This is a genomic window from Kitasatospora sp. NPDC052868, assembly GCF_044547105.1.
In the GTDB taxonomy this organism is placed as follows: Bacteria; Actinomycetota; Actinomycetes; order Streptomycetales; family Streptomycetaceae; genus Kitasatospora.
The window spans coordinates 325,316-346,580 of record NZ_JBITZW010000006.1 but is presented as its reverse complement, the minus strand read 5'-3'; the positions used below and the strand labels follow the sequence as shown (position 1 = coordinate 346,580).

Annotated in this window: 16 protein-coding genes; 7 read left to right on the top strand and 9 right to left on the bottom strand. The window is 72.7% G+C overall.

The genetic code is table 11. The features are described 5' to 3' along the window. The first annotated feature begins 104 nt into the window (after positions 1 to 104). Positions 105 to 3,332 carry a type 2 lanthipeptide synthetase LanM family protein gene (locus tag ACIGZJ_RS13750; protein WP_396457358.1) on the top strand — a complete coding sequence of 1,076 codons (3,228 nt, stop codon included), beginning with the start codon at positions 105 to 107 and terminating at the stop codon, positions 3,330 to 3,332. A 93-nt stretch (positions 3,333 to 3,425) separates the two neighbouring features. Here ACIGZJ_RS13750 and ACIGZJ_RS13745 read toward each other — a convergent pair whose 3' ends face one another. Next, complete coding sequence (locus ACIGZJ_RS13745; RefSeq protein WP_396457357.1) at positions 3,426 to 5,723, bottom strand: M9 family metallopeptidase; 2,298 nt, start codon at positions 5,721 to 5,723, stop codon at positions 3,426 to 3,428. 363 nt (positions 5,724 to 6,086) lie between these two features. On the opposite strand from ACIGZJ_RS13745, the gene ACIGZJ_RS13740 reads away from it, so the two are divergent. Further along, positions 6,087 to 6,689 (top strand): superoxide dismutase, encoded by a 603-nt coding sequence (locus ACIGZJ_RS13740; protein ID WP_392934309.1) that lies wholly within the window; start codon positions 6,087 to 6,089, stop codon positions 6,687 to 6,689. Between the two features lie 57 nt (positions 6,690 to 6,746). Here ACIGZJ_RS13740 and ACIGZJ_RS13735 read toward each other — a convergent pair whose 3' ends face one another. The 3 genes from ACIGZJ_RS13735 to ACIGZJ_RS13725 all read right to left on the bottom strand — a co-directional run bounded on the left by ACIGZJ_RS13735 (position 6,747) and on the right by ACIGZJ_RS13725 (position 9,016). Then, positions 6,747 to 7,073 carry a putative quinol monooxygenase gene (locus tag ACIGZJ_RS13735; protein WP_396457356.1) on the bottom strand — a complete coding sequence of 109 codons (327 nt, stop codon included), beginning with the start codon at positions 7,071 to 7,073 and terminating at the stop codon, positions 6,747 to 6,749. 149 nt (positions 7,074 to 7,222) lie between these two features. Continuing rightward, on the bottom strand, positions 7,223 to 7,696 hold the full coding sequence (locus tag ACIGZJ_RS13730) for a hypothetical protein (RefSeq protein WP_396457355.1): 474 nt from the start codon (positions 7,694 to 7,696) through the stop codon (positions 7,223 to 7,225). 12 nt (positions 7,697 to 7,708) lie between these two features. Next, positions 7,709 to 9,016 carry a helix-turn-helix domain-containing protein gene (locus ACIGZJ_RS13725; protein ID WP_396457354.1) on the bottom strand — a complete coding sequence of 436 codons (1,308 nt, stop codon included), beginning with the start codon at positions 9,014 to 9,016 and terminating at the stop codon, positions 7,709 to 7,711. 159 nt (positions 9,017 to 9,175) lie between these two features. Between ACIGZJ_RS13725 and ACIGZJ_RS13720 the strand changes: the two genes are divergently transcribed. Then, the gene (locus ACIGZJ_RS13720; protein ID WP_396457353.1) at positions 9,176 to 9,871 is read left to right on the top strand and encodes an ATP-binding protein; all 696 of its coding nucleotides are present in this window, start codon (positions 9,176 to 9,178) and stop codon (positions 9,869 to 9,871) included. A gap of 79 nt (positions 9,872 to 9,950) precedes the next feature. Here ACIGZJ_RS13720 and meaB read toward each other — a convergent pair whose 3' ends face one another. The 5 genes from meaB to ACIGZJ_RS13695 form a co-directional block, all read right to left on the bottom strand. After that, a complete protein-coding gene (gene meaB, locus ACIGZJ_RS13715; protein WP_396457352.1) occupies positions 9,951 to 10,946 on the bottom strand; it encodes a methylmalonyl Co-A mutase-associated GTPase MeaB in 996 nt (331 codons plus the stop codon). 12 nt (positions 10,947 to 10,958) lie between these two features. Further along, complete coding sequence (gene scpA, locus ACIGZJ_RS13710) at positions 10,959 to 13,163, bottom strand: methylmalonyl-CoA mutase (protein ID WP_396457351.1); 2,205 nt, start codon at positions 13,161 to 13,163, stop codon at positions 10,959 to 10,961. Continuing rightward, positions 13,160 to 15,169 (bottom strand): methylmalonyl-CoA mutase subunit beta, encoded by a 2,010-nt coding sequence (locus ACIGZJ_RS13705; RefSeq protein ID WP_396457350.1) that lies wholly within the window; start codon positions 15,167 to 15,169, stop codon positions 13,160 to 13,162. The genes scpA and ACIGZJ_RS13705 overlap by 4 nt, the downstream gene beginning before the upstream one ends. 404 nt (positions 15,170 to 15,573) lie before the next feature. Then, the gene (locus tag ACIGZJ_RS13700) at positions 15,574 to 16,824 is read right to left on the bottom strand and encodes an RNA polymerase sigma factor (protein WP_396457349.1); all 1,251 of its coding nucleotides are present in this window, start codon (positions 16,822 to 16,824) and stop codon (positions 15,574 to 15,576) included. A gap of 4 nt (positions 16,825 to 16,828) precedes the next feature. Continuing rightward, positions 16,829 to 17,191 (bottom strand): YciI family protein, encoded by a 363-nt coding sequence (locus tag ACIGZJ_RS13695; RefSeq protein WP_392934326.1) that lies wholly within the window; start codon positions 17,189 to 17,191, stop codon positions 16,829 to 16,831. 268 nt (positions 17,192 to 17,459) lie between these two features. Between ACIGZJ_RS13695 and ACIGZJ_RS13690 the strand changes: the two genes are divergently transcribed. The 4 genes from ACIGZJ_RS13690 (at position 17,460) to ACIGZJ_RS13675 (ending at position 21,069) form a co-directional block, all read left to right on the top strand. After that, positions 17,460 to 18,104 (top strand): dihydrofolate reductase family protein, encoded by a 645-nt coding sequence (locus ACIGZJ_RS13690; RefSeq protein ID WP_396457348.1) that lies wholly within the window; start codon positions 17,460 to 17,462, stop codon positions 18,102 to 18,104. A 316-nt stretch (positions 18,105 to 18,420) separates the two neighbouring features. Beyond that, a complete protein-coding gene (locus ACIGZJ_RS13685) occupies positions 18,421 to 19,620 on the top strand; it encodes an acyltransferase family protein (RefSeq protein WP_396457347.1) in 1,200 nt (399 codons plus the stop codon). 25 nt (positions 19,621 to 19,645) lie between these two features. Further along, positions 19,646 to 20,860, top strand: a complete 1,215-nt coding sequence (locus tag ACIGZJ_RS13680; RefSeq protein ID WP_396457346.1) for a cytochrome P450 — start codon at positions 19,646 to 19,648, stop codon at positions 20,858 to 20,860. Between the two features lie 11 nt (positions 20,861 to 20,871). Further along, complete coding sequence (locus ACIGZJ_RS13675) at positions 20,872 to 21,069, top strand: ferredoxin (protein ID WP_392934336.1); 198 nt, start codon at positions 20,872 to 20,874, stop codon at positions 21,067 to 21,069. Positions 21,070 to 21,265: the final 196 nt, after the last annotated feature.

Genomic DNA, 21,265 nt, shown 5'->3' with positions numbered 1-21,265 from the left:
GCTGACCACGCGGTGTGTCCCCGGGCGCCTCGGCCCGGGGGCGCACCGCGCCCGGGCCCGCCCGTCCCGGCCGGGTCCACGAAACGAAAGAGGTGGCACCGGCCGTGCTCGACGCGTCCGAATTCCGGCGGGCCTCGGCCCGGGCCGTACCGCTCGGCCGACGCGGCCGGGCCGCGCAGGGCGCCGCGCCCGACCCCGCCGGTGCGGAGCGGGGCGAGCGCGTCCTGCACCGCTGGCGGGGCCAGGCGCCGTTCGACCAGGACGACTGGTTCGAGCGCCGGCTCGCCGCCGACGGCCTCACCGCCGACGCCCTGCGCGCCCTGCTCGCCGAACCGCCCGAGGCACTGGCCGAACGCCTCGGCGCGCCCGAGCCCTGGGCCGAACGGCTCGCCGCCGCCTACGAGGCGCCCACCGCCGCGGACGGGCTGGAGCTCGGCGCGGAGAACGCCTTCGCCGCGATCGCCGCCCCGCTGCTGGCCGCCGCCCGGGACGGCCTGCGGGCCGGACTCACGGAACTCCACGCCGCCGACCCGGGCGCCGCCGCCCTGGGCACCCCCGAGGAGCTCACCGCCCTGCTCGTCCCGGCGCTCACCGCCGCCGCGCACACGCTGGCCGTCCGCACCGTGATCACCGAGCTCCACATCGACCGCCTCACCGGCCGGCTGGTCGGCGACACCCCCGAACAGCGCTACCAGTCCTTCCTGGACCGGATCAGCGCACCCGAGCAGGCGCTCCGCCTCCTCACCGAGTACCCGGTCCTGGCCCGCCGCCTCGCCGTGGCCGCCGAGCAGTGGACCGCCACCAACCTCACCCTGCTGCGCCGCCTCGCCGCCGACCTCCCCGAGCTCTCCCGGGTCTTCGCCGCCGGCCGCCCGCTCGGCCGGATCACCGAACTCGCCACCGGCCTCGGCGACTCCCACCGCGGCGGCGCCACCGTCTGCGGCCTGCGCTTCGAGTACGGCACCCGGATCGTCTACAAGCCCCGCCCGTTCGGCGTCGAACTCCACTACCGCCGACTGCTGCAGTGGCTCAACGCCCGACTGCGGCTGCCCCTGCTCGACCCGGACCACCTGGCCGGCGACGGCTACGGCTGGGCCGCCCACATCACCGCCGAACCAGCCCGCGAACAGGGCGAGTTGCGAGACTTCCATCACCGGGCCGGCTCGCTCGCGGCGCTCCTGTACGTCCTGGACGCGGTCGACTGCCACGCCCAGAACCTGCTCGCCGTCCGCGACCAGCCCGTCCTGATCGACCTGGAGGCGCTGCTCCACCCGGACCTGCGCGAACCCTCCAAGGACCTCTCCGAGTCCGAACGCCTGGCCCGCCACCAGGCCCGCCACTCGGTGCTCCGCTCCGGCCTGCTCCCCGAACGGATGTGGGACGAGGAGGGCAACGGCGGCACCGACCTGTCGGCGCTCGGCTGGGACCCGGACAGCCTGCCGCCGCGCGCCGCGCCGGTCCTGGTCGGCCTGGGCACCGACGAACTGCGCATCGAGTACCGGCGGATGCCCGTCGAGGTGGCCGGCAGCCGGCCCGTCCCGCCGGGGCAGCCGCTGCGGACCGCCGACTACGCGGCCGAGTTGGAGGCCGGGTTCACCGAGGCCTACCGGTTGCTCGCGGACGGGAAGGACGAAGTACGCGCTCTGCTAAGGGACTTCGAGGGGGACGAGACCAGGCTGCTGCGCCGCGACACCCTGGAGTACCGCAGCCTGCTCGCCACCGGCTGCCACCCCGACCTGCTGCGCGACGCCCTCGACCAGGACCGCCATCTGGACCGCCTCTGGGCCCTCGCCCGCTGGGAGGGGGACGCCCGCGCCTTCCTCGACCACGAGCGCGCGGACCTGTGGCTCGGCGACGTCCCCGTGTTCACCATCCGCCCCGACGGCGTCGACGCCCGGGCGGCGAGCGGCGCCGTCATCCCCGGCGTCGCCGACCGCCCCGCGCTGGACCTCGCCCTGGAGAAGCTGGCCGGCCTCGGCCCGGCGGACCTCGCCCGCCAGGTGCAGCTGCTGCGGCTCTCCGTCACCACGGCCGACGGCGCCCGGGAGCCGCGCCGGACGGCTGCGGCGCCGGCCTCGCCTGCTGCGGTGTCCGACGTGTCGGAGCCCGCGATCGCCGGGGCCGAGCTGCGCTCGCGGGCCCTGGCCAAGGCGGTCGAGGCCGGCGAACAGCTGCTGCGCGAGGCGTACCGGGGCCGCGCCGACCTCGCCTGGGCCGGGCCGAACTGGGCGCCCCCAGGGCGCTGGGCCCCGGCCGAGCTCGGACCGGACCTGTACAGCGGCACCGCCGGAGTCGCCCTCTTCCTCGACCGCCTCGCCCGGGTCACCGGCGAGCGCGAGCACCACGATTCCGCCCGCGCAGCCGAACTGACGCTCCGTCATCAGATCCGCCGCAAGGCCGACCGGCTCGGCGGCGGCCTGACCGGAACCGGCGGACTGCTCTACACCCTCGCCCAGCTCGCCGCCCACCGACCGGACCGCGAACTCGACGCCCTCGCCGATCTGTTGGTCCGACGGGCGGCCGACACGGCGGGCGAGGACACCGCGTACGACGTGATCGCCGGCGGGGCCGGCACCATCGGCGGGCTGGCCGCCTGGGGGGCGGTGCGCCCCGGCGCGGCCGTCACCGACGCGCTGGCCCGCTGCGCCGACCGGCTGGTCCAGCAGGCCCGCCCGCACCCCGAGGGCGGCGCGGGCTGGCTGCCCGCCGCGCTGGCCGGCACCGCGGAGCGGCCACTCGCCGGGTTCGCCCACGGCGCCTCCGGCATCGCCTGGGCGCTGGCCCGGGCCGGCCGGCTGCTCGGCGACGAGCGGCTGCCCGAACTGGCCCTTGCCGCCCTGGCCTGCGAGGACACCCTGTTCGACCCGGGGGAGGCCAACTGGCGGGACGTCCGTGAGGACGGCGGGTCGCTCGGGCCGTCGTACCCGGTGCTCTGGTGCCATGGCGCCGCGGGCGCCGCGCTGGCCCGGGTAGAGCTGTCCGGGCTGCTGGACGGCCACCGGGCCGAGCCGCTCCGCAAGGGGCGGGAGGCGGCCCTGGAGACCGTGGCCGGCCACGGGTTCGGGCTCAACTTCTCGCTCTGCCACGGGGACTTCGGCAACCTGGAGCCGCTGCTGCTGGCCGGCGGCCCCTGGCGCGCCGCCGGGCTGCGGCAGGCCGCCGCCACCCTGGACGCCCTCGACGACCGCGGCTGGGTCTGCGGGCTGCCACACGGGGTGCACAGCCCCTCGCTGATGGTCGGCCTGGCGGGCATCGGGTACGGCCTGCTCCGGTTGGCCGCGCCCGGGCTGGTCCCCTCGGTGCTCGCCCTCCACCCGCCAGTCGAGGGCTGACGGCCGGCCGGACCCGTGCCCGTGTGCGGGCAGACGGAAGACGGGCCCCGCGGAGGAGTCTCCGCGGGGCCCGCTGCGAGGTGACGGCGGGCGTCAGCTCGTGGTGTACGTGGTGGTGACGGTCGCGCCGCTGAAGCCCTGCTGGGCGTAGAGGCTGAAGTAGACCCAGCCGGCGGGCGGGTTGGTGATGGTGAGGCTCTCGCCGTTGCCCTGGTTGGTGGACTTCGCGAGGTACGAGCTGTTGGTGGCCCAGCTGCCGCCGTTGTAGTACAGGTCGGCGTTGCCGGTGCCGCCGGCGCTGGTGATGGTCAGCGACTTCACCCCGGCCGGCAGGTACAGGAAGCTGTAGCTGAGGTTGCCGGTGGTGGCCGCGGCGTTGTCGCGGCGGCAGTTCTTGTCGAACTGCCGGGTGTCGGGCAGCGTGCAGAGCGGAGTGCTCTGGACCGGCGGCAGGGTGCCGCAGTTGTCGGCCGCGCAGGCGGTCAGCCAGGTGGCGAAGTCGGCGTCGTACTTGGTGCCGATGGTGGCCTTGAGCAGGGTGCGGGCGCCGTTCCAGTCACCGGTGCGGTACTTGGCGAGCACCGCCTTCACGTCGTCCGGGTGCGACTGGAGCATGTAGCGCACGGCCAGGTAGCCCCAGGCGTAGACCCGGGTGGAGTTGACGGTGGCGTCCGGGGTCTGGTCGTAGACCGTGTCGAACAGCTCGCTCAGCTTGTAGGTCTTCTTGGCGGCCTGGGCGATGGCGTTGGCGTTGCGCTCGTTGCGGTAGCTGTACGAGATGTACTCCGCGATGCCCTCGACCCACCAGATGGTCGGGGTGACCATGCCGGCGTCGAAGTCGCCGTACATGTTGTAGCGACCGTCGAGGTAGTGGGTGTACTCGTGGTTGAGGTTCCAGATCTGGAAGTCCGGGCGCAGCCAGCTGGCCTCGTGGGCGATGAACCGGGCCTGGTTGCCGGCCTTGGTCGGGTTGCCCTCCTCGTACATGCCGCCGTTGTCGACCGCGATGCCGTACATCGCCCCCGCGTAGAGGCTGTACTCGTAGTAGTCGTCGAAGACGACGACCTCGAGGTTGGTGTTGACGTCACCGGGGATCGCGCCGTTGTCCTGGATCACCTTGTGGAACAGGGCGTCCTCGTTGATCAGGCTGGTGCAGGTGTCCGCCAGCTGCTGCTCGGTCATCTCCTGTGCGCGGACGCGCAGGTTGGCGTTGCAGGTCCTGGTGTTGGTGAGCACCAGCGGGGGGAGCCGGGTGGGCAGGTCACAGAGGCCGTAGACGGAGCAGTTGCCCTTGTCCTTGTTCTCCGTGAACCAGACCAGGTTCATGGTGAGCGGCGCGGTGGCGCCGACCAGCGGGTAGCGGGTGACCAGGTCCTTGATGATCGGACGGCCCTGGGCCTTGAGCTCGTCGTGGGCGACGAGGTTGCCGATCACGATGCCGATCGAGGTGACCATGTCGCCGCCGTTGATCAGCGAGGCGTTCCGCGTCACGAACGAGGACATGGTGGTGGCGAAGCCCGGGTCGGCCTGGAGGGCGGGGATGAAGCCGTCCCGGTCGAAGCCGTTCTCGATGACCGTCTTGGTGTTGGCGACGGCGTCGGTCATCGAGCCGGGCCAGCTGGTCGTGTAGTCGGCGAGCAGCCGCTTCACCGGGGCGGTGTACCGGCCGTTCTCGTAGGCGCTGTCGATCAGGGTGACGGCCTCGGCCAGGGTCTCGCCGTTGGCCTGGGTGACGTCCTTGCTGTGCGGGGCGGCGTAGAAGGCGTCGAGTCCGCCGCGGATCGAGGTCTGCAGCGTGCTGCCGTACGTGCCGACGTCGTTCGGGTACTTCCACTGCACGTAGTAGCCGGCGCGCAGGAAGAGCACCAGCTGCCCGACGGAGGTGGAGTTGTCACCCGGGTAGGTGGCGGAGGCGTCGCGCAGGCCGTCGGCGACGGAGACCATCTGGGCCTCGCGGAACGCCTTCGTCGCGTCGGTGCCGCTGATGTTGAAGAGCGTGCCGACGCAGTCCAGGCTCGCGGCCTTGACGTTCCGCACCAGGGTGGCGCCGGTGGCGCCGGTGAAGGCGGAGAGGTCGCAGCCGGTGGCCGACGGGGCGGCCGAGAACTTCTTGGCGGTCCTGGCCGGGGAGGCGGCCGCGGCCTGCGGGGTGGCGGACTTCTTGCTGGTGTCCGAGGCGAGCGGGCGGCCGTCGAGGGTCGCGTCGGGGGACTTGGGAACCGGGATCGCCCGCGGGGCGCCGGTCGCGGCGGCCGAGGGGGCGGTGGCCGCCGCCTGGTTCACGGGGGCGGCGAAGCTCTGCGGGGCGAACAGGCCGAGCGCGATGAAGAAGGCGGCGCCGAGCGCCGGCACCCTTCGCGCCTGGGCCTTGGATATCCGGAAGGGACGCATCTGTGGGGGCCTCCGGGGCCGTTCGGGGCCGCGTGTTGGGGGGCGCGACCGCTCGATGTGTGACATGTAAAATGGCACATGTCGCATCGTGACGGGAAGGCCCTGGGCGGGATTGATCCCCACCGCAACCGAAACGTTGTCAGGGACCCGTAGACCGGCGTGCGCCGCCAGCCCCCTCCGCCGGGTCGCGCAGCCCCCGCAGCCCCCGCAGCGCCCGCGGCGCGCGGAGGGGTCGGGCCGGACGGAGCCCTCGGAGTGCCAGGAATACGCGGGCGCATATGCTTCGTTCTTGCAACTAATACGCAATAGTGTGTACCCGGCACGATCATCACAGCTGAACTCGCCGAAAGGGGCCGTGTCCTGATGGGCACCTACTCGCTTCCCGACCTGCCGTACGACTACTCCGCGCTCGAGCGGGCGATGTCCGCCGAGATCCTGGAGCTGCACCACTCCAAGCACCACGCGGCGTACGTCAAGGGCGCCAACGACACCCTGGAGCAGCTCGCCGAGGCGCGCGACAAGGAGCAGTTCGGCGGCCTCGTCGGCCTGCAGAAGACCTTCGCCTTCCACCTGTCCGGCCACGTGCTGCACTCGCTGTTCTGGGAGAACCTCTCCCCGGAGGGCGGCGACCGCCCCGACGGCGAGCTGGCCGATGCGATCACCGAGCACTTCGGCAGCTTCGAGGCCTTCAAGAAGCAGCTCACCACCGCCACCACCGGCGTCCAGGGCTCCGGTTGGGGCATCCTCTCCTGGGAGCCGCTCGGCCAGCGCCTGATCGTCGAGCAGGTCTACGACCACCACGGCAACGTCGGCCAGGGCACCACCCCGCTGCTCGCCTTCGACGCCTGGGAGCACGCCTACTACCTGCAGTACCGCAACGTCCGCCCGGACTACGTCACCAAGCTCTGGGACGTCGTCAACTGGCAGGACGTCTCCACCCGGTTCGCCGCCGCCACCTCCGCCTGACCCTGGTCACGCGAACGGCCCCGGACCGCGCTCGCGGCCCGGGGCTGTCCCGCTACCTCACCGGGCTGTCCTGCCGGTGGACGAGCGCTTGCCGGAGATCTCGTCCAGGAACGTGACCTCGAACGATTCGAGGTACTGGCCGCGTTCGGCCAGGAACCGCCGGACGTGCGGCTGACGTTCGTGCTCCTCGAAAGCCGCACGGTCCGCGTAGAGTTCGTAGAACACGCGGACGTGCGGCTCCTCCGGCACGGTGTGGTTGACGTAGACGAGCGTGCCGGGCTCCTGCGAGCGGATTCCTTCGAGTGCTTCCTCTGCCAGTTCGTCGAAGGCGCGAGCTGCCGCCGCGTCACGGGCGACGAAGCGCACGACAAGTCCGAATCCCATGGTTCTCCCCTTCCTGCAGAACGAGGTACCGAAAAGAGGCGCCCGAGCCCTCCGCGAGGTAGGCGTTCCAGGCGGCAGGGTCGGCGGGCGTCGGCCTCACGATGTTCCTCCCCGAGAAGGCGGCTGCTGCATCGGCCTCACGCCGGCTCTCACCGGCGCGCGCCCTGCGGCCACAGCACTTCAACGGCTACACCCCGCTGCTGCGCATAGGCGACCACGTCCGCCGTCCCGCCGAAGCCGCGGGCCGGCAGGCCGTCCCAGACGGCGAGGAGCTTGTCGACCTGCTGCACGAGGAGCTCGCTCGCCGCCATGTGAGCCGCCTCGTCGGACTCCACCCGCCCGGTCTGGTGAACCGCGACCGCGCCGTTCAGCAGCCGGTCGTAGACGGGGTGATGCCACTCCGGCAGCCCGTCCCGGTACTGCTCCGCCGGGATGACCACTTCCAGTCGCCCGCCTCGCCCGAGCGCGATCTCCGCCAGCCATGCATCCGGTCCGTCGGCGATGCAGGAGACGACGGTGAGCAGACTCGAATCCTCGCCCGCGAGCGCTCCTTCGAGCAGCTGCCGGACCTGCTCCTCCACCTTGGGTGCCAGCCCTCTGTGGCCCGTGATCCCGATCCGCATCGCATTCCCCTCCTAGAGATGGACGCCGTGCAGGCGCTCGTCGAACTCCCGCACGACCTTTGGCGGCGAGGAGGTCCTGAACGATCGCCGAAGCGCACGGCTCCCCTCGACGATTCGCCCTGAACGGTACTGGAGGCCGATCTCCACGGCCTGGCAAGCGAGTGTGAACGCGGCCTCGATCCGGCCTGCGGCAAGATGGCCCGCCGCGAGGTCCAACAGCAGGAGCGCGCGCTGCTTCGCGTGGCTGGTGGCGAGTACCTGGCCCGCAGCATCCGAGATCCATCCGGGGCGCCCGAGCTTGGCGCCGCAGGTCACCCTGAATGCGGCGACCTTCGACTCGTCGAAGTTGAACACCCAGGGCCACGGAGGCGGTTCATCTCCCGTGCCAGCCTCGACAGCCGCTCGGCTGCGTGTCAGAGCGAGGTCGGCACTGCCGTGATCGCCGGCGGACGCGTGGCCGAGGGCCTCCACCGATGACAGCCATGCGTCAGCCACCAGGGGGGATCCGTCCTCCAGGAAGCCGCGCGCCTTCCGGACCAGGCTGAGCGACTGGACCGCGTTGCCGGTGTGCGCCTCGAACTGTGCGAGGCTTCCGGCTTGGTAGGCGGCGAGGAGGGGACTTGACCCCGATCGGGCGGCCTTGATCGCGGCCCCGTAGAAAGACCGTGCGGACCCGTGGTCTCCCATGTCCCACGCCAGCCAGGCGGAGAGGCTCGCCGCCTCGCTCGCGACGGCGGCGAGCCTCGCGCGATGGGCATCTGCTGTCGCCCTGCCGGCCAGTACCTGGACGAGTCGCAGGTGGGAGCGGACGGCATCGGTGAGATCCCGGGAGGGCGTCGATCCGTCCAGGCGGCGATAGGAGGTTGTGGCAAGCCGGAGCGCGAAAGCCTGTTGCTCGGCCTCGCCCTCGGGGCCTGTGACGGCTGCGAGCACGGGAGTTGCAGCGATCGTCGCAGCTGCGCCCAGAAATTGACGTCTTTCCACGTTCTCGGGTCCGATTCGTTGCTGAATCGTCGGGTCGGCCAGGCCCAGCAGAGTGGCCGGGATGCCCAGGTGTTGCGACACCCGCAGGAGCACGTCCATGGCGTACGTATCACTGCCCCGCTTCTCCAATCGAGAGATGGCCGATTGAGACAGCCCGCACGCCTCCCCCAACTGCGCCTGAGTCATGCGTCGGTAGGTTCGAGCCAGCTCAATGATCTTGCCGTAGTTCCTCGCCCGGGACGCGTCCCGGACCACTGCCGAATTCCAGTTCAACAGCCAACCCAACGCTACGAGTTCCGACAGGCCACACGATGCAGTCCGATGCGGTGCCCGCATATTCGTATGCGGGCACCGCATCTTCGATGGTCTCACGGGTGTGACGACTTGTTGACTGACGGTGAGATATCGACCGATCTGCGCGTCGGTGTCTCGGCAACTGCCGAGACACCGACGTAGGCCCCGTGTCGGCAGTTGTCTTGCCGGCTGGTTTGGAGGGTGTTCGTGGTGATCAGCCCACTGGATAATGCGCGGTTTCCGGTGCCGCTGGAGTGGGGGGTGCCGCCGGGGGTGGGGGCGGTGCCGGGGGCGCGGCGGTTGGTGATGGCGATCGTGCGGGACTGGGGCGTGGTGCTCTCGGAGGACGTGCTTCAGGACCTGGAGCTGTGTGCGAGTGAGCTGATCGCCAATGCGCTGGTGCACACCGGGGAGCGCTGCACGGTGACGGTCCGGCGCCGCGTCGGGCGGTTGCGGGTGGAGGTCGCCGACCGGTGTCCGGAGCTTCCCCGGCGGGAGCGCGATGCCGAATCGACGGGAGGGCGTGGGTTGTTGCTGGTGGAGGCGCTGGCGCAGGCGTGGGGCTGGTATCCGTCGGGAGCGGGCAAAGTCGTCTGGTTCGACTTTTTGGAGAGCACTGAAGCGCCGTGGCCCCCCCCCCCGGGGGGGGCCGCGCCCCCCCCCGGGGGGGGGGGCGGGGGGGGGGGCGGGGGGGCCGCGGGCGGCGCGGGGGGGGGGGTGTGGGGGGCGGCCCCGGGGGGGGTGGGGGGGGGGCGGGGGGCGCGGGGGGGGGGGGGGTCGCGGGGGGGGGGGGGCAAGGGGGGGGTGTGCTCTTTTGGGGGGCCCCGCGCGGGGGGGGCCCCCCCCCGGGGGGGGGCCACGGCGCACGACCTTCGCGGTTTGCGCGAGGCGGCGTAGTGGCTACCCTCGGACGCCTCGTGTGGTGGGTGCTGTTCTCCGCCACTGTGGCGGCAGGGTTCGCGGCCGGTTGCGCTCGTCAGGACGAGGTGCCGAAGAAGGCGTCCAGGATGCGTTGGGCGGCCAGGCCGGCCGGTAGGGTGCCGGTGCGGACCTGGGTCTCCAGGTCGGGGGCGAGGCGCTGTACTTCGGGGTGTTCGTGCAGGCGGGCGTAGAGCTGGTCGTGGACCATCGCCCAGGTCCACTCCACCTGCTGGTCGCGGCGCTTGGCCGCCAGGGCGCCGGTCGCGTCGAGCACCTTGCGGTGCTGCTGGAGGCGCTCCCAGAGGGTGTCCAGTCCGCTGCCGTCGCGGCCGCTGCAGGTGAGCACCGGCGGCGTCCACGGGGCGTCCGGTGCCTGCAACAGCCGCAGTGCGCCCGCCAGTTCGCGGGCGGCGCCCTTGGCGTCGGTCTCGTGCGGGCCGTCCGCCTTGTTGACCGCGATCACGTCGGCGAGCTCCAGCACGCCCTTCTTGATGCCCTGCAGCTGGTCCCCGGTGCGGGCCAGGCTGAGCAGCAGGAAGGAGTCCACCATGCCGGCCACCGCGGTCTCCGACTGCCCGACGCCGACCGTCTCGATCAGCACCACGTCGTAGCCGGCCGCCTCCATCACCACCATCGACTCGCGGGTGGCCCGGGCCACGCCGCCGAGCGTCCCCGAGGTGGGGGAGGGGCGGACGAAGGCGTTCGGGTCGACCGCCAGCCGCTCCATCCGGGTCTTGTCGCCCAGGATGGAGCCGCCGGTCCGGCTGGACGTCGGGTCGACGGCGAGCACCGCGACCCGGTGGTCGAGCCCGGTGAGCATGGTGCCGAAGGCGTCGATGAAAGTCGACTTGCCGACACCGGGCACACCGGTGATGCCCACCCGGATCGCCCCGCCCGCGTGCGGCAGCAGCATGGTGAGCAGCTGCTGCGCGAGCGCGCGGTGGTCGGGCCGGGTGGACTCGACGAGGGTGATGGCCCGCGCGATGTGCGCGCGCGAACCGGCCAGCACCCCCTGCGCGTACTGGTCGAGGTCGATCGTCCGGGGCGCCATCGGTTCAGCGGCTCACAGCTCGTGGCCGAGGTCCGCGGCGAGCGCCCTCAGCAGGTCGTAGGCCGCGTCCGGGATCACCGTGCCGGGCGGGAAGACCGCCGCGGCGCCCGCCTCGTACAGGGCGTCGAAGTCCTGCGGGGGGATGACCCCGCCGACCACGATGGTGATGTCCTCCCGGCCCGCCTCGGCGAGTTCGGCGCGCAGCGCGGGCACCAGGGTGAGGTGTCCGGCGGCCAGCGAGGAGACGCCGACGATGTGCACGTCCGCCTCGACGGCCTGCCGGGCGACCTCCTGCGGGGTCTGGAACAGCGGCCCGACGTCCACCGTGAAGCCGAGGTCGGCGAAGGCCGTGGCGATCACCTTCTGGCCGCGGTCGTGGCCGTCCTGGCCCATCTTGGCGACCAGGATGCGCGGGCGCCGGCCCTCGGCCTGCTCGAACCGCTCGACCAGGTCGCGGGTGCGCTGCACGGGGGCCGACGGCCCGGCTTCGTCTCGGTACACACCCGAGATGGTACGGATCTGACCGGAGTGTCGGCCGTACACCTTCTCCAGGGCGTCGGAGATCTCGCCGACCGTGGCCTTGGCCCGGGCCGCGTTCACCGCGAGTGCGAGCAGGTTGCCGTCCAGCGAGCCGCCGCGCTGCGGGCCGGCCTCGGCGGCCCGGGTCAGCGCGTGCAGGGCGTCCTGGCAGACCGCCTCGTCGCGCTCGTCGCGCAGCCGGCGCAGCTTCTCGATCTGGCGGCTGCGCACCGAGGAGTTGTCGACCTTGAGCACGTCGATCTGCTCGTCGCTCTCCACCCGGTACTTGTTGACGCCGATCACCGGCTGGCGGCCGGAGTCGATCCGGGCCTGGGTGCGGGCCGCGGCCTCCTCGACGCGCAGCTTGGGGATGCCGGCGTCGATCGCCTTGGCCATGCCGCCGGCCGCCTCGACCTCCTGGATGTGCTGCCAGGCGCGGCGGGCCAGGTCGTGCGTGAGCTTCTCGACGTACGCGCTGCCGCCCCACGGGTCGATCGACCGGCAGGTGCCGGACTCCTGCTGGAGCAGCAGCTGGGTGTTGCGGGCGATCCGGGCCGAGAAGTCGGTCGGCAGCGCCAGCGCCTCGTCGAGGGCGTTGGTGTGCAGCGACTGGGTGTGGCCCTGGGTGGCGGCCATCGCCTCGACACAGGTGCGGGTGACGTTGTTGAACACGTCCTGGGCGGTGAGCGACCAGCCGGAGGTCTGCGAATGGGTGCGCAGCGACAGCGACTTGGCGTTCTTCGGATCGAACTGCTTGACCAGCTTGGCCCAGAGCAGCCGGGCCGCGCGGAGCTTGGCGACCTCCATGAAGAAGTTCATGCCGATCGCCCAGAAGAACGACAGCCGCGGCGCGAAGGCGTCCACGTCCAGCCCGACGTCCAGGCCCGCCCGCAGGTACTCCACCCCGTCGGCCAGGGTGTACGCCAGCTCCAGGTCGGCCGTCGCCCCGGCCTCCTGGATGTGGTACCCGGAGATGGAGATCGAGTTGTACCGCGGCATCTTCTGCGAGGTGTACGCGAAGATGTCCGAGATGATCCGCATCGAGGGCTGCGGCGGGTAGATGTAGGTGTTGCGGACCATGAACTCCTTGAGGATGTCGTTCTGGATGGTCCCCGCCAGCTTCTCCGGCGGCACCCCCTGCTCCTCGGCCGCCACGATGTACAGCGCCAGCACCGGAAGCACGGCGCCGTTCATGGTCATCGACACCGACATCCGGTCCAGCGGGATGCCGTCGAAGAGCTGGCGCATGTCGTAGATGGAGTCGATGGCCACGCCGGCCATGCCGACGTCGCCGGTGACGCGCGGGTGGTCGCTGTCGTAGCCGCGGTGGGTCGGCAGGTCGAAGGCGACCGAGAGGCCCTTCTGGCCGGCCGCCAGGTTGCGGCGGTAGAAGGCGTTGGACTCCTCGGCGGTGGAGAAGCCCGCGTACTGGCGGACCGTCCAGGGCTGGTTGACGTACATGCTCGGGTAGGGCCCGCGCAGGTACGGGGCGATGCCCGGGTAGGTGCCCAGGAAGTCCAGGCCGGCCAGGTCGGCCGAGGTGTACAGCGGCTTGACGCCGATGCCCTCGGGGGTGTCCCAGACCAGCTCGTCGACGTCCTTGCCGGTGGCCTGCCGCCAGGCGGAGCGCCACTGGCCGTCGCCGACCTCTGCTGCGGCTGCGCCGTCCAGCCCGATTGCGGTGAAGTCGGGGATCATCGCGCCACTCCGTCCGTGTCGAGGACCCCGGCCGGGATCGCGTCAGGGCTCTCGTTCAGGCTCTCGCCAGGGGTCGGGCTCCCGCCAGGGGTCGGCGCCGCAGCCTCGCCAGGGGTCGGCGCCGGGGCCTCGCCGAGGATCCGGTCCAGCAGCGAGGTCAGGACGGCGACCGCGTCGCCGCCCGCGAAGACGAAGTCGTCCACGCCCGCCCGCTCGTACGCCTCGCGCTGCTCACCGGGACGCCCGGCCAGCAGCACCCGCGCGGCGCCCGCCGCCTTGAGCGCGCTCGCGACGGCCTCGGCGTGCTCGCCGTAGAGCTGGTCGCTGGAGCACAGGCAGGCCACGGTGGCGCCGCTCGCGGCGAACGCCTCGGCGAACGCCGCCGCCTCGGTGCCCGCCACGGAGCTGGTCGCGATGCCGCCGGCCTGGAAGAGGTTGGCGGCGTAGGTGGTCCGGGCGGTGTGCGCGGCGGCCGTGCCGATGGAGGCCAGGAAGAGCCGGGGGCGCTCGCCGGTGGCGGCGAGGTGCGCGTCCGAGCGGGTGCGCAGCGCCTCGTACGCCTGGGAGCGGCGCACCCGGGGCAGTCCGCCGCCGGGCCGGGCCGGGGCCGGGGTGCGGACCAGCGGCTGCTCGTCCAGGTTCGGGAACTCGCTGACGCCGGTGATCGGTTCGCGGCGCTTGGCCAGCGCCTTGGTGCGCTCGGCCCAGGTGGCGGCGATCCGCTCGCCGACCAGCCCGGAGGCCAGGGCGGCGCGCTGGCCGCCGGCCCCCTCGATCTCCTGGAACCAGGCCCAGGCGGCCCGGGCCAGTTCGTCGGTGAGCTGCTCCACGTACCAGGAGCCGCCGGCCGGGTCGACGACCCGGGCCAGGTGCGACTCCTCCAGCAGGATCGACTGGGTGTTGCGGGCGATCCGGCGGGCGAAGGCGTCCGGCAGGCCGAGCGCGCTGTCGAAGGGCAGCACGCTGACCGCGTCCGCGCCGCCGACCCCGGCGGCCAGGCAGGCCACCGTGGTGCGCAGCATGTTCACCCACGGGTCGCGCTCGGTCATCATCACGGTGGAGGTGACGGCGTGCTGACGCTGCGCCGACGCCTCCGCGGTGGCGCCGGAGGCCTCGGCGACCCGGGCCCAGAGACGGCGCGCCGCACGGAACTTCGCGATCGTCAGGAACTGGTCGGCGTCGGCCGCGTAGCGGAAGTCCAGCTGGCCGAGCGCCGCGTCGACGGTCAGGCCGGCGGCGGTCAGCGTCCGCAGGTAGGCGACGCCGGTGGCCAGCGAGCAGCCGAGCTCCTGCGCGGGGGAGCCGCCGGCCTCGTGGTAGGGGAGGGCGTCGACGGTCAGCGCCCGGATGCCCGGGTACTCGGCGGCGCAGCGGGCCGTGAGCGCGGCGGCGTCGGCGAGCAGGGCGTCGGTGGGCTCGTCGTCCCCGGTGCGGGCCAGCAGGCCCAGCGGGTCGGCGCCGAGGTTGCCGGTGGCGGCGGCGGGGGAGACCTCGCGCTCGCGCAGCAGCGTGAACAACTGCTCGGCGGCGTCCACGGATTCGGGGCCCGCGTCGAGCACGACGGCGGCCAGGTCGAGGTAGACGCCGGCCAGCGCGGCGGGCAGTTCGGTGACCGGCAGGCCGTTGCCGCCCAGCTCCAGCCAGATCGAGCCGCCGCCGTTCTCCAGGTCGGCGAGGACCGCCTCGTTGGTGCGGCGCGGGTCGGGGTCGGCGTGCCGCTGGCGCAGGTCCCAGCCGGAGACGGCCGCGCCCTGGGGCCGCCCGCCCCGTACGAAGGGCGGGAAGCCGGGGTAGCCGGCGTCGGCCGAGGTGTCCTCGGCGGTGTACAGCGGGCGGGCGCGCAGCCCGTCCTGGAGCGCGGTGGTGAGCGCCTCCTCGGCGGCCGCGCCGTCCGCGGGCGCCGCACCCGACTTGCGCAGCACACCCTCGACGAGGTGCTGCCACTGCTCACGGGTGCCGGCCGGGAACTCGGCGGCCAGGGGAAGCCCTTCGGGCGGGACCGTCATGCCCCGCAGGTTAGCGGTCGTCGGCGGGAGCGCAGCAGAGGCGGAGGGTGTGACCTTTCCCTCCCTTTGCACTCCGTTGCACTCCTGGTCACACGCCTGGGGGGTGGGAGGAGGCACGGAGGGGGGTGGGCAGCCGGGGGGAGGGGGCTGCGGGCGCGCCGGGAGGGGGCAGGGTGGCGCGCGAGGAGGGGGCCGGGCGGGGAAGGAGAGGGGGGTGAAGAGGGGGGTCGCGGCCGGAGGGGCGTCTGCTGCCGGGGTGCCCGGGAGTGGGGTGGTGGCCGGGCGCGCTCCCCCCTCTTCACCCCCCTGCCTTTCCTCGCCCGCGCAGCCCGCCCGCCTGGCGGCCCGGTCCGGCCCGGCCTGTTGCGGGCGGGGGCTTCAGGGTCTGCCGGCCCGGCGGCCCGTCACCGGTCGTCCAGCGCGTCGGCCCGGCTCTCCAGGTACCGGCGCTCGGGAATACTGCCGGTCCGCCGGGCGGCCTCCCGGAAGCTGTTCCGGGCCGCCGCCCGGTCCCCGCTCATCTCCAGCAGGTGGGCGCGGACGGCGGCGAGTCGGTGGTGGCCCTCGAGGCGGCCGTCGGCCTCCAGGGTCGCGAGCAGTTCGAGCCCGGCCGCCGGGCCCTGGACCATCGCGCGGGCGACGGCGTGGTTGAGGGTCACCACCGGGCCGGGGGCCATCTGCTCCAGCACCTCGTACAGGGCCATGATCTGCGGCCAGTCGGTGTCCTCGGCGTGCGCGGCCTCGCCGTGCACGGCCGCGATGGCCGCCTGCACCTGGTAGGGCCCCGCCACCATCCGCGGGAGGGTCTCGGCGATCAGCGCCAGACCCTCCTTGAGCGCGGTCTGGTCCCAGCGGGAGCGGTCCTGCTCGGCGAGCGGGATGAGGCTGCCGTCGGGCCGGGTGCGGGCCGGCCGGCGGGCGTCGGTCAGCAGCATCAGCGCCAGCAGGCCCGCGACCTCGCCCTCCTCGGGCAGTAACCGGTGCAGCTCGCGGTTCAGGCGGATCGCCTCGCGGGCGAGCTCGGGCTGCTGGAGGTCGGGGCCGCTGGTGGTGGTGTAGCCCTCGTTGAAGACCAGGTAGAGCACCTGGAGCACGACCGCCAGCCGCTCCGTGCGCTCGCTCTGCGGCGGCATCCGGAACGGCAGCCCGGTGGCCTTGATCCGCTGCTTGGCCCGGCTGATCCGCTGGGCCATGGTCGACTCGGGGACGAGGAACGCGTGTGCGATCTGTGCGGTGGTCAGACCGCCGACGGCCCGCAGGGTGAGCGCGACCTGCGAGCCGGGGGTGAGCGAGGGGTGGCAGCACAGGAAGAGCAGGGTGAGCATGTCGTCCTGCTCGGCCGCCTTGGGTTCCTCACCCGGGCCCGGGGTCACCGTCTCGTCGGCCGGGGTGAGCGCGGCGGCGGTGGCCTCACGGCGCTGGCGGGCCTGCTCGCTGCGCAGCCCGTCGATCACCCGGCGGGCGGCCACGGTGATCAGCCACGCCCGGGGGTTGTTGGGGACGCCCTGGTCGGGCCACTGGACGGCGGCGGCCAGCAGGGCGTCCTGGACCGCCTCCTCGCAGGCGTCGAAGTGCCCGTAGCGGCGGACGACCGCGCCGAGGACCTGCGGTGCCAGCGATCGGAGCAGATCCTCGACCCGGGCGTCACGGTTCATCGGCTCAACTCTCCGTATCGGCTTCGAAGACGACCTGGCGGACCTCGATGCCGGTGTACCGGGCCTCGGGGATCAGACCGGCCAGTTCGACCGCGCGCTCCCTGGAGGCGCAGTCGACCAGGTAGTAGCCGGCCAGGAACTCCTTGGCGTCCAGGTACGGGCCGTCGGTGACCGCGGGCCGGCCACCGCGGACTCTCACCGTGGCGCTGCTGGACGGGTCGGCGAGGGCCTGGGTCATCACCATCTCACCGGAGTCGAGGATGTCCTGTTGGAAGGTGGCGTGTTCGGAGAAGACGGCGTTCCGCTCTCTCTCGGACAGGCCGTCCCAGACTACCGGGTTCATGTGGATCAGCAGCATGTACTTCATCTCATCATTCCTTGATCCCTTGTACGGCCGACTGGTGCTCTGTACCTGAGACGTCGCCGCAGGCGGGCCGCCCTCGACATCCAAGCCGAGCCCACTGCGTTTCGCCCGGGTTTCCGTCCGAGACATCGGGCCGCTGTCTCCCGGTCCGACGGCGTGCTCACCCGGACGGCCCACGACGCCGTGCCCCCGCCCGCGCGACGGTCGTTGGGAGGCGCGGGCGCCGGGCCGTACGGAGGGCCCCGACCGCCCCCGAGGAAAGGTGCAAGGCATGTCGCAGCTGGTGAGGGTGCAGTGCTTCAACGTGTCGCAGGACGGGTTCGGCACCGGTGAGGGGCAGTCCCTGGAACGGCCCTTCGGCCACGCCGACCCGGGCCCCCTGTTCTCCTGGGCCGGTGCCACCGCGAGCTGGGTCAACCGCACCGACCCCGGCGGCACCCGCGGCCTGGACGACTACCTGACGCGCGACCACGCCCGCACGCCGGGCGCGGTGATCATGGGACGCAACAAGTTCGGCCCCCAGCGCGGGCCCTGGGAGAACCACGAGTGGCAGGGCTGGTGGGGGCAGAACCCGCCGTTCCACGCGCCGGTCTTCGTGCTCACCCACTACGAGCGCCCCTCCTTCACCCTGTCCGACACCACCTTCCACTTCATCGACGCGAAGCCGGCCGAGGCGCTGGAGGAGGCGCGGAAGGTCGCCGGGGACCGGGACGTGCGGATCAGCGGCGGCGTCACCACCGTCCGCGAGTTCCTCGACGCCGACCTGGTCGACACGATGCACTTCGCCGTCGCGCCCGTCGACATCGGCCGGGGCGAGCGGCTCTGGCGGAGCCACACCGAGCTGCTCGACCGCTTCCACCTCGACACGGTGCCCAGCTCCAGCGGGGTCACCCACCTGCTGTTCTGGCGGCGGTGACCACCGGCCCCCGCCGGTCGGAGAACCCTCGCAACAACCGCTGGTCCGTGGCCGGGGCGTCCGCCCCGGCCACAGCCGTAGGCCCGTCAGGAACGCTCCGGCCACGGCCGTAGGCCCGTCAGGAACGCTCCGGCCACAGCCGTCAGACACGCCCCACCCCGCCTTCGAACCGCAGCAAGGGAGAAGAAATCACGATGTCGAATCCGGCTGTCCGGTTCCGACTCAGCTACGAGTGGCGCCGCGTGGCGCCGCCGCGCCCAACGAAAGACCGGATGCCACCGCCCGACCGTTCCCCACCCGGGAGAAAGAGGTTCCCATGACCCCGCCGAACTCGCCGTTACCCGCCCGTGCGGCAACCCTGCCGTCGTTGGAGGGCCTGCGGGCCATCGCCGTCATCTTCGTCTTCGCCAGCCACGCGCTCGTCCTCGGGGCGTTCAAGGACCCGCACCCCCTCTCCGTCTTCAACACCCTGACGGGCAACGGGCGCATCGGATTCCTCGCGGTCTCGTTCTTCTTCGTCCTCAGCGGGTTCGTGCTCACCTGGTCGGCCAAGCCGGGCCAGACGGCGGTCGGCTTCTGGCGGCGCAGAATGGTGCGCATCGGCCCCGCCCACGTCCTGATCGCGGTCATCGCCCTGAGCCAGTTCGCCGCCGCGGGCGAGACGATCCGCTGGGGGCCGGCGTTCGCCAACCTCTTCCTGGTGCAGAACTGGTGGCCCTCGCAGAGCCTGATCATGTACCAGTTCAACGGCGCGACCTGGACCCTCGCGGTGGAACTGCTCTGCTACGCGATGTTCCCGCTGCTGCTCCGGTTCGTCCGCAGGCTCAGCTACCGGGCGCTGTGGTCCTGGATCATCGGCCTCGGCGCGACCGCCATCCTGCTCCCGGTGATCAGCTACCCGCTGCTGTCGGGGTTCCCGCCGAGCCAGTTCTACCCGGCCGGCTCCTGGCCCCAGCTGTGGGCGCTGTACTTCTTCCCGCCCGTCCGGTCGATCGACTTCGTGATCGGCATGTTCCTCGCCCGGATCATCGCCTCCGGGCGGTGGCCGAAGATCCGGATCATGCCGGCCGTCCTGCTCAACCTCGCCGCCTTCCTGCTGCTGTACCACCTGCCCATCCCGTTCGGGATCGCGGCGTTCTACCCCGTCCCCGCCGCGCTGCTGATCGGCGCCCTGGCCGTCCGGGACCAGTCCGGCCGCCGGACGATCCTCAGCACGCCGTTCATGGTGTGGCTCGGGGAACTGTCCTTCGCCTTCTACATCATCCACATCACCGTGATGTTCGCGGTCCACGCGGCGTTCGCGGGTGACCTGGTGGGCTACGCGCACTCGTACACCCCGACGGCGTTCAGCACGCCCGTCGCCATCCTGTTCATCATCGGCCTCTACGCGCTCTGCGTCGCGCTCGCCTGGGTGCTTCACAAGACCGTCGAAGTGCCCGCCATGCGCCGCTGGAGCCGCCCCGCGGCCCGGCGTGCGCCCAACCACCCGAAGCCGGAGCCGCAGCCCCAGACCTGACAACACGTCACCATCGGAGGAAGTCATGGCCGACGCGGCCGACATAACCGAGCACCCCGAGCCCCCGTCCTATCCGATGCCCCGCACCTGCCCCTACGCCCTGCCGGAGGGGTACCGCCAACTCCGCGACCGGCCGACCCTCGGCAAGATCAGGCTGCCCAGCGGAAAGCTCGCCTGGGCCGCGACGCGCTACGAGGACGTCAAGGCGATGCTGGGCGACGACCGGTTCAGCTCCGACCTGCGCCGCCCTGGGTACCCGCTGATGATGGACCACCAGGCCCCCCCGCCCGAGTTCTCCACCTCGCTGGTCGGGATGGACCCGCCCGAGCACACGGCCGCCCGCCGCGCGGTGGCCGCCGACTTCACCCCCCGCAGCATCGACCGGATGCGGCCGCGGATCCAGGAGATCACCGACGAGTACGTCGACCGGCTGCTGGCCGGGCCGCGTACCGTCGACCTCATCGACGCCTTCGCCAACCCGGTGCCGCTGCTGGTGATCTGCGAGCTGATCGGCGTCCCCTTCGCCGACCGCGCGTTCTTCCTGGAGACCTCGTTCACCCTGATGAACGCCGGCACCCCCGAGGCCGGCGCCCGCGCCACCGCGGACCTCATGGGCTACATGGACAAGCTCGTCACCGACAAGGAGCGGGTGCCGACCGACGACCTGATCGGCCGGCTGGCGGCCCGGCGCGGCGAGCCGGGCGTGCCCGACCACCGCGACCTCGTGGGCATGGCCTTCATGCTGCTGATGGCGGGCCACGAGACCATCGCGAACGTCATCGGCCTGGGCGCCATGCTGCTCCTCGACCGCCCGGTGCTGCGCAAGTCGCTGCTCGCCGACCCGTCGCGCTGGCCGGCGGCGGTCGACGAGCTGCTGCGGTACTTCACCATCGCCGAGATCGCCAACTCCCGGGTGGCCCTGGAGGACGTCGAGCTCGGCGGGGTCCGGATCGCGGCCGGCGAGGGCGTGCTCGGCCTGACGGTGGGGGCCAACCGGGACGCGAGGCGGTTCCCGGACCCGGACACCTTCGACATCGACCGTGCCGAGCGCAGCCTGGCCTTCGGGTTCGGCGCGCACCAGTGCCTCGGCCAGCACCTGGCGCGGACCGAACTGGAGGTCACCCTGACCACCCTGTTCGAACGCGTCCCCGAGCTGCGGCTGGCCGAGTCCGTCGAGGCCCTGCGGTTCAAGGAGCAGCACGTCAACTACGGCCTGCACGCGCTGCCGGTCACCTGGTGAGGGGGGACGCCGTGGAGATCCGCACCGAGCGGGACCGGTGCATCGGCGCGGGCCGGTGCTTCCTCGCCGCGCCCGAGCTGTTCGACCAGAACGACCACGACGGGACGGTCGTGGTGCTGGTCGACCGCGTCGCGGGCGCCCAGTTGGAGGGCGCGCGGGCGGCGGTCGACGACTGCCCGACGCGCACGCTGTCCCTGATCGAGCACTGACCGGGCGCGACTGACCGGAGCGACTGACCGGGATCGACCGGTCGGGAACGACCAGCCGGAAGCGAGGAGGCCGGGGCGGGGCCCCCCCCGGCCCCCCCCCCCCCCGCCCCCCCCGGGGCCCCGGGGGCGCACGCGGGGGGCGGGGGGCCCCCGGCGCCAGCCCCCCCCCGCGGCCCCGCCGCCGCGCGCCGGGCGC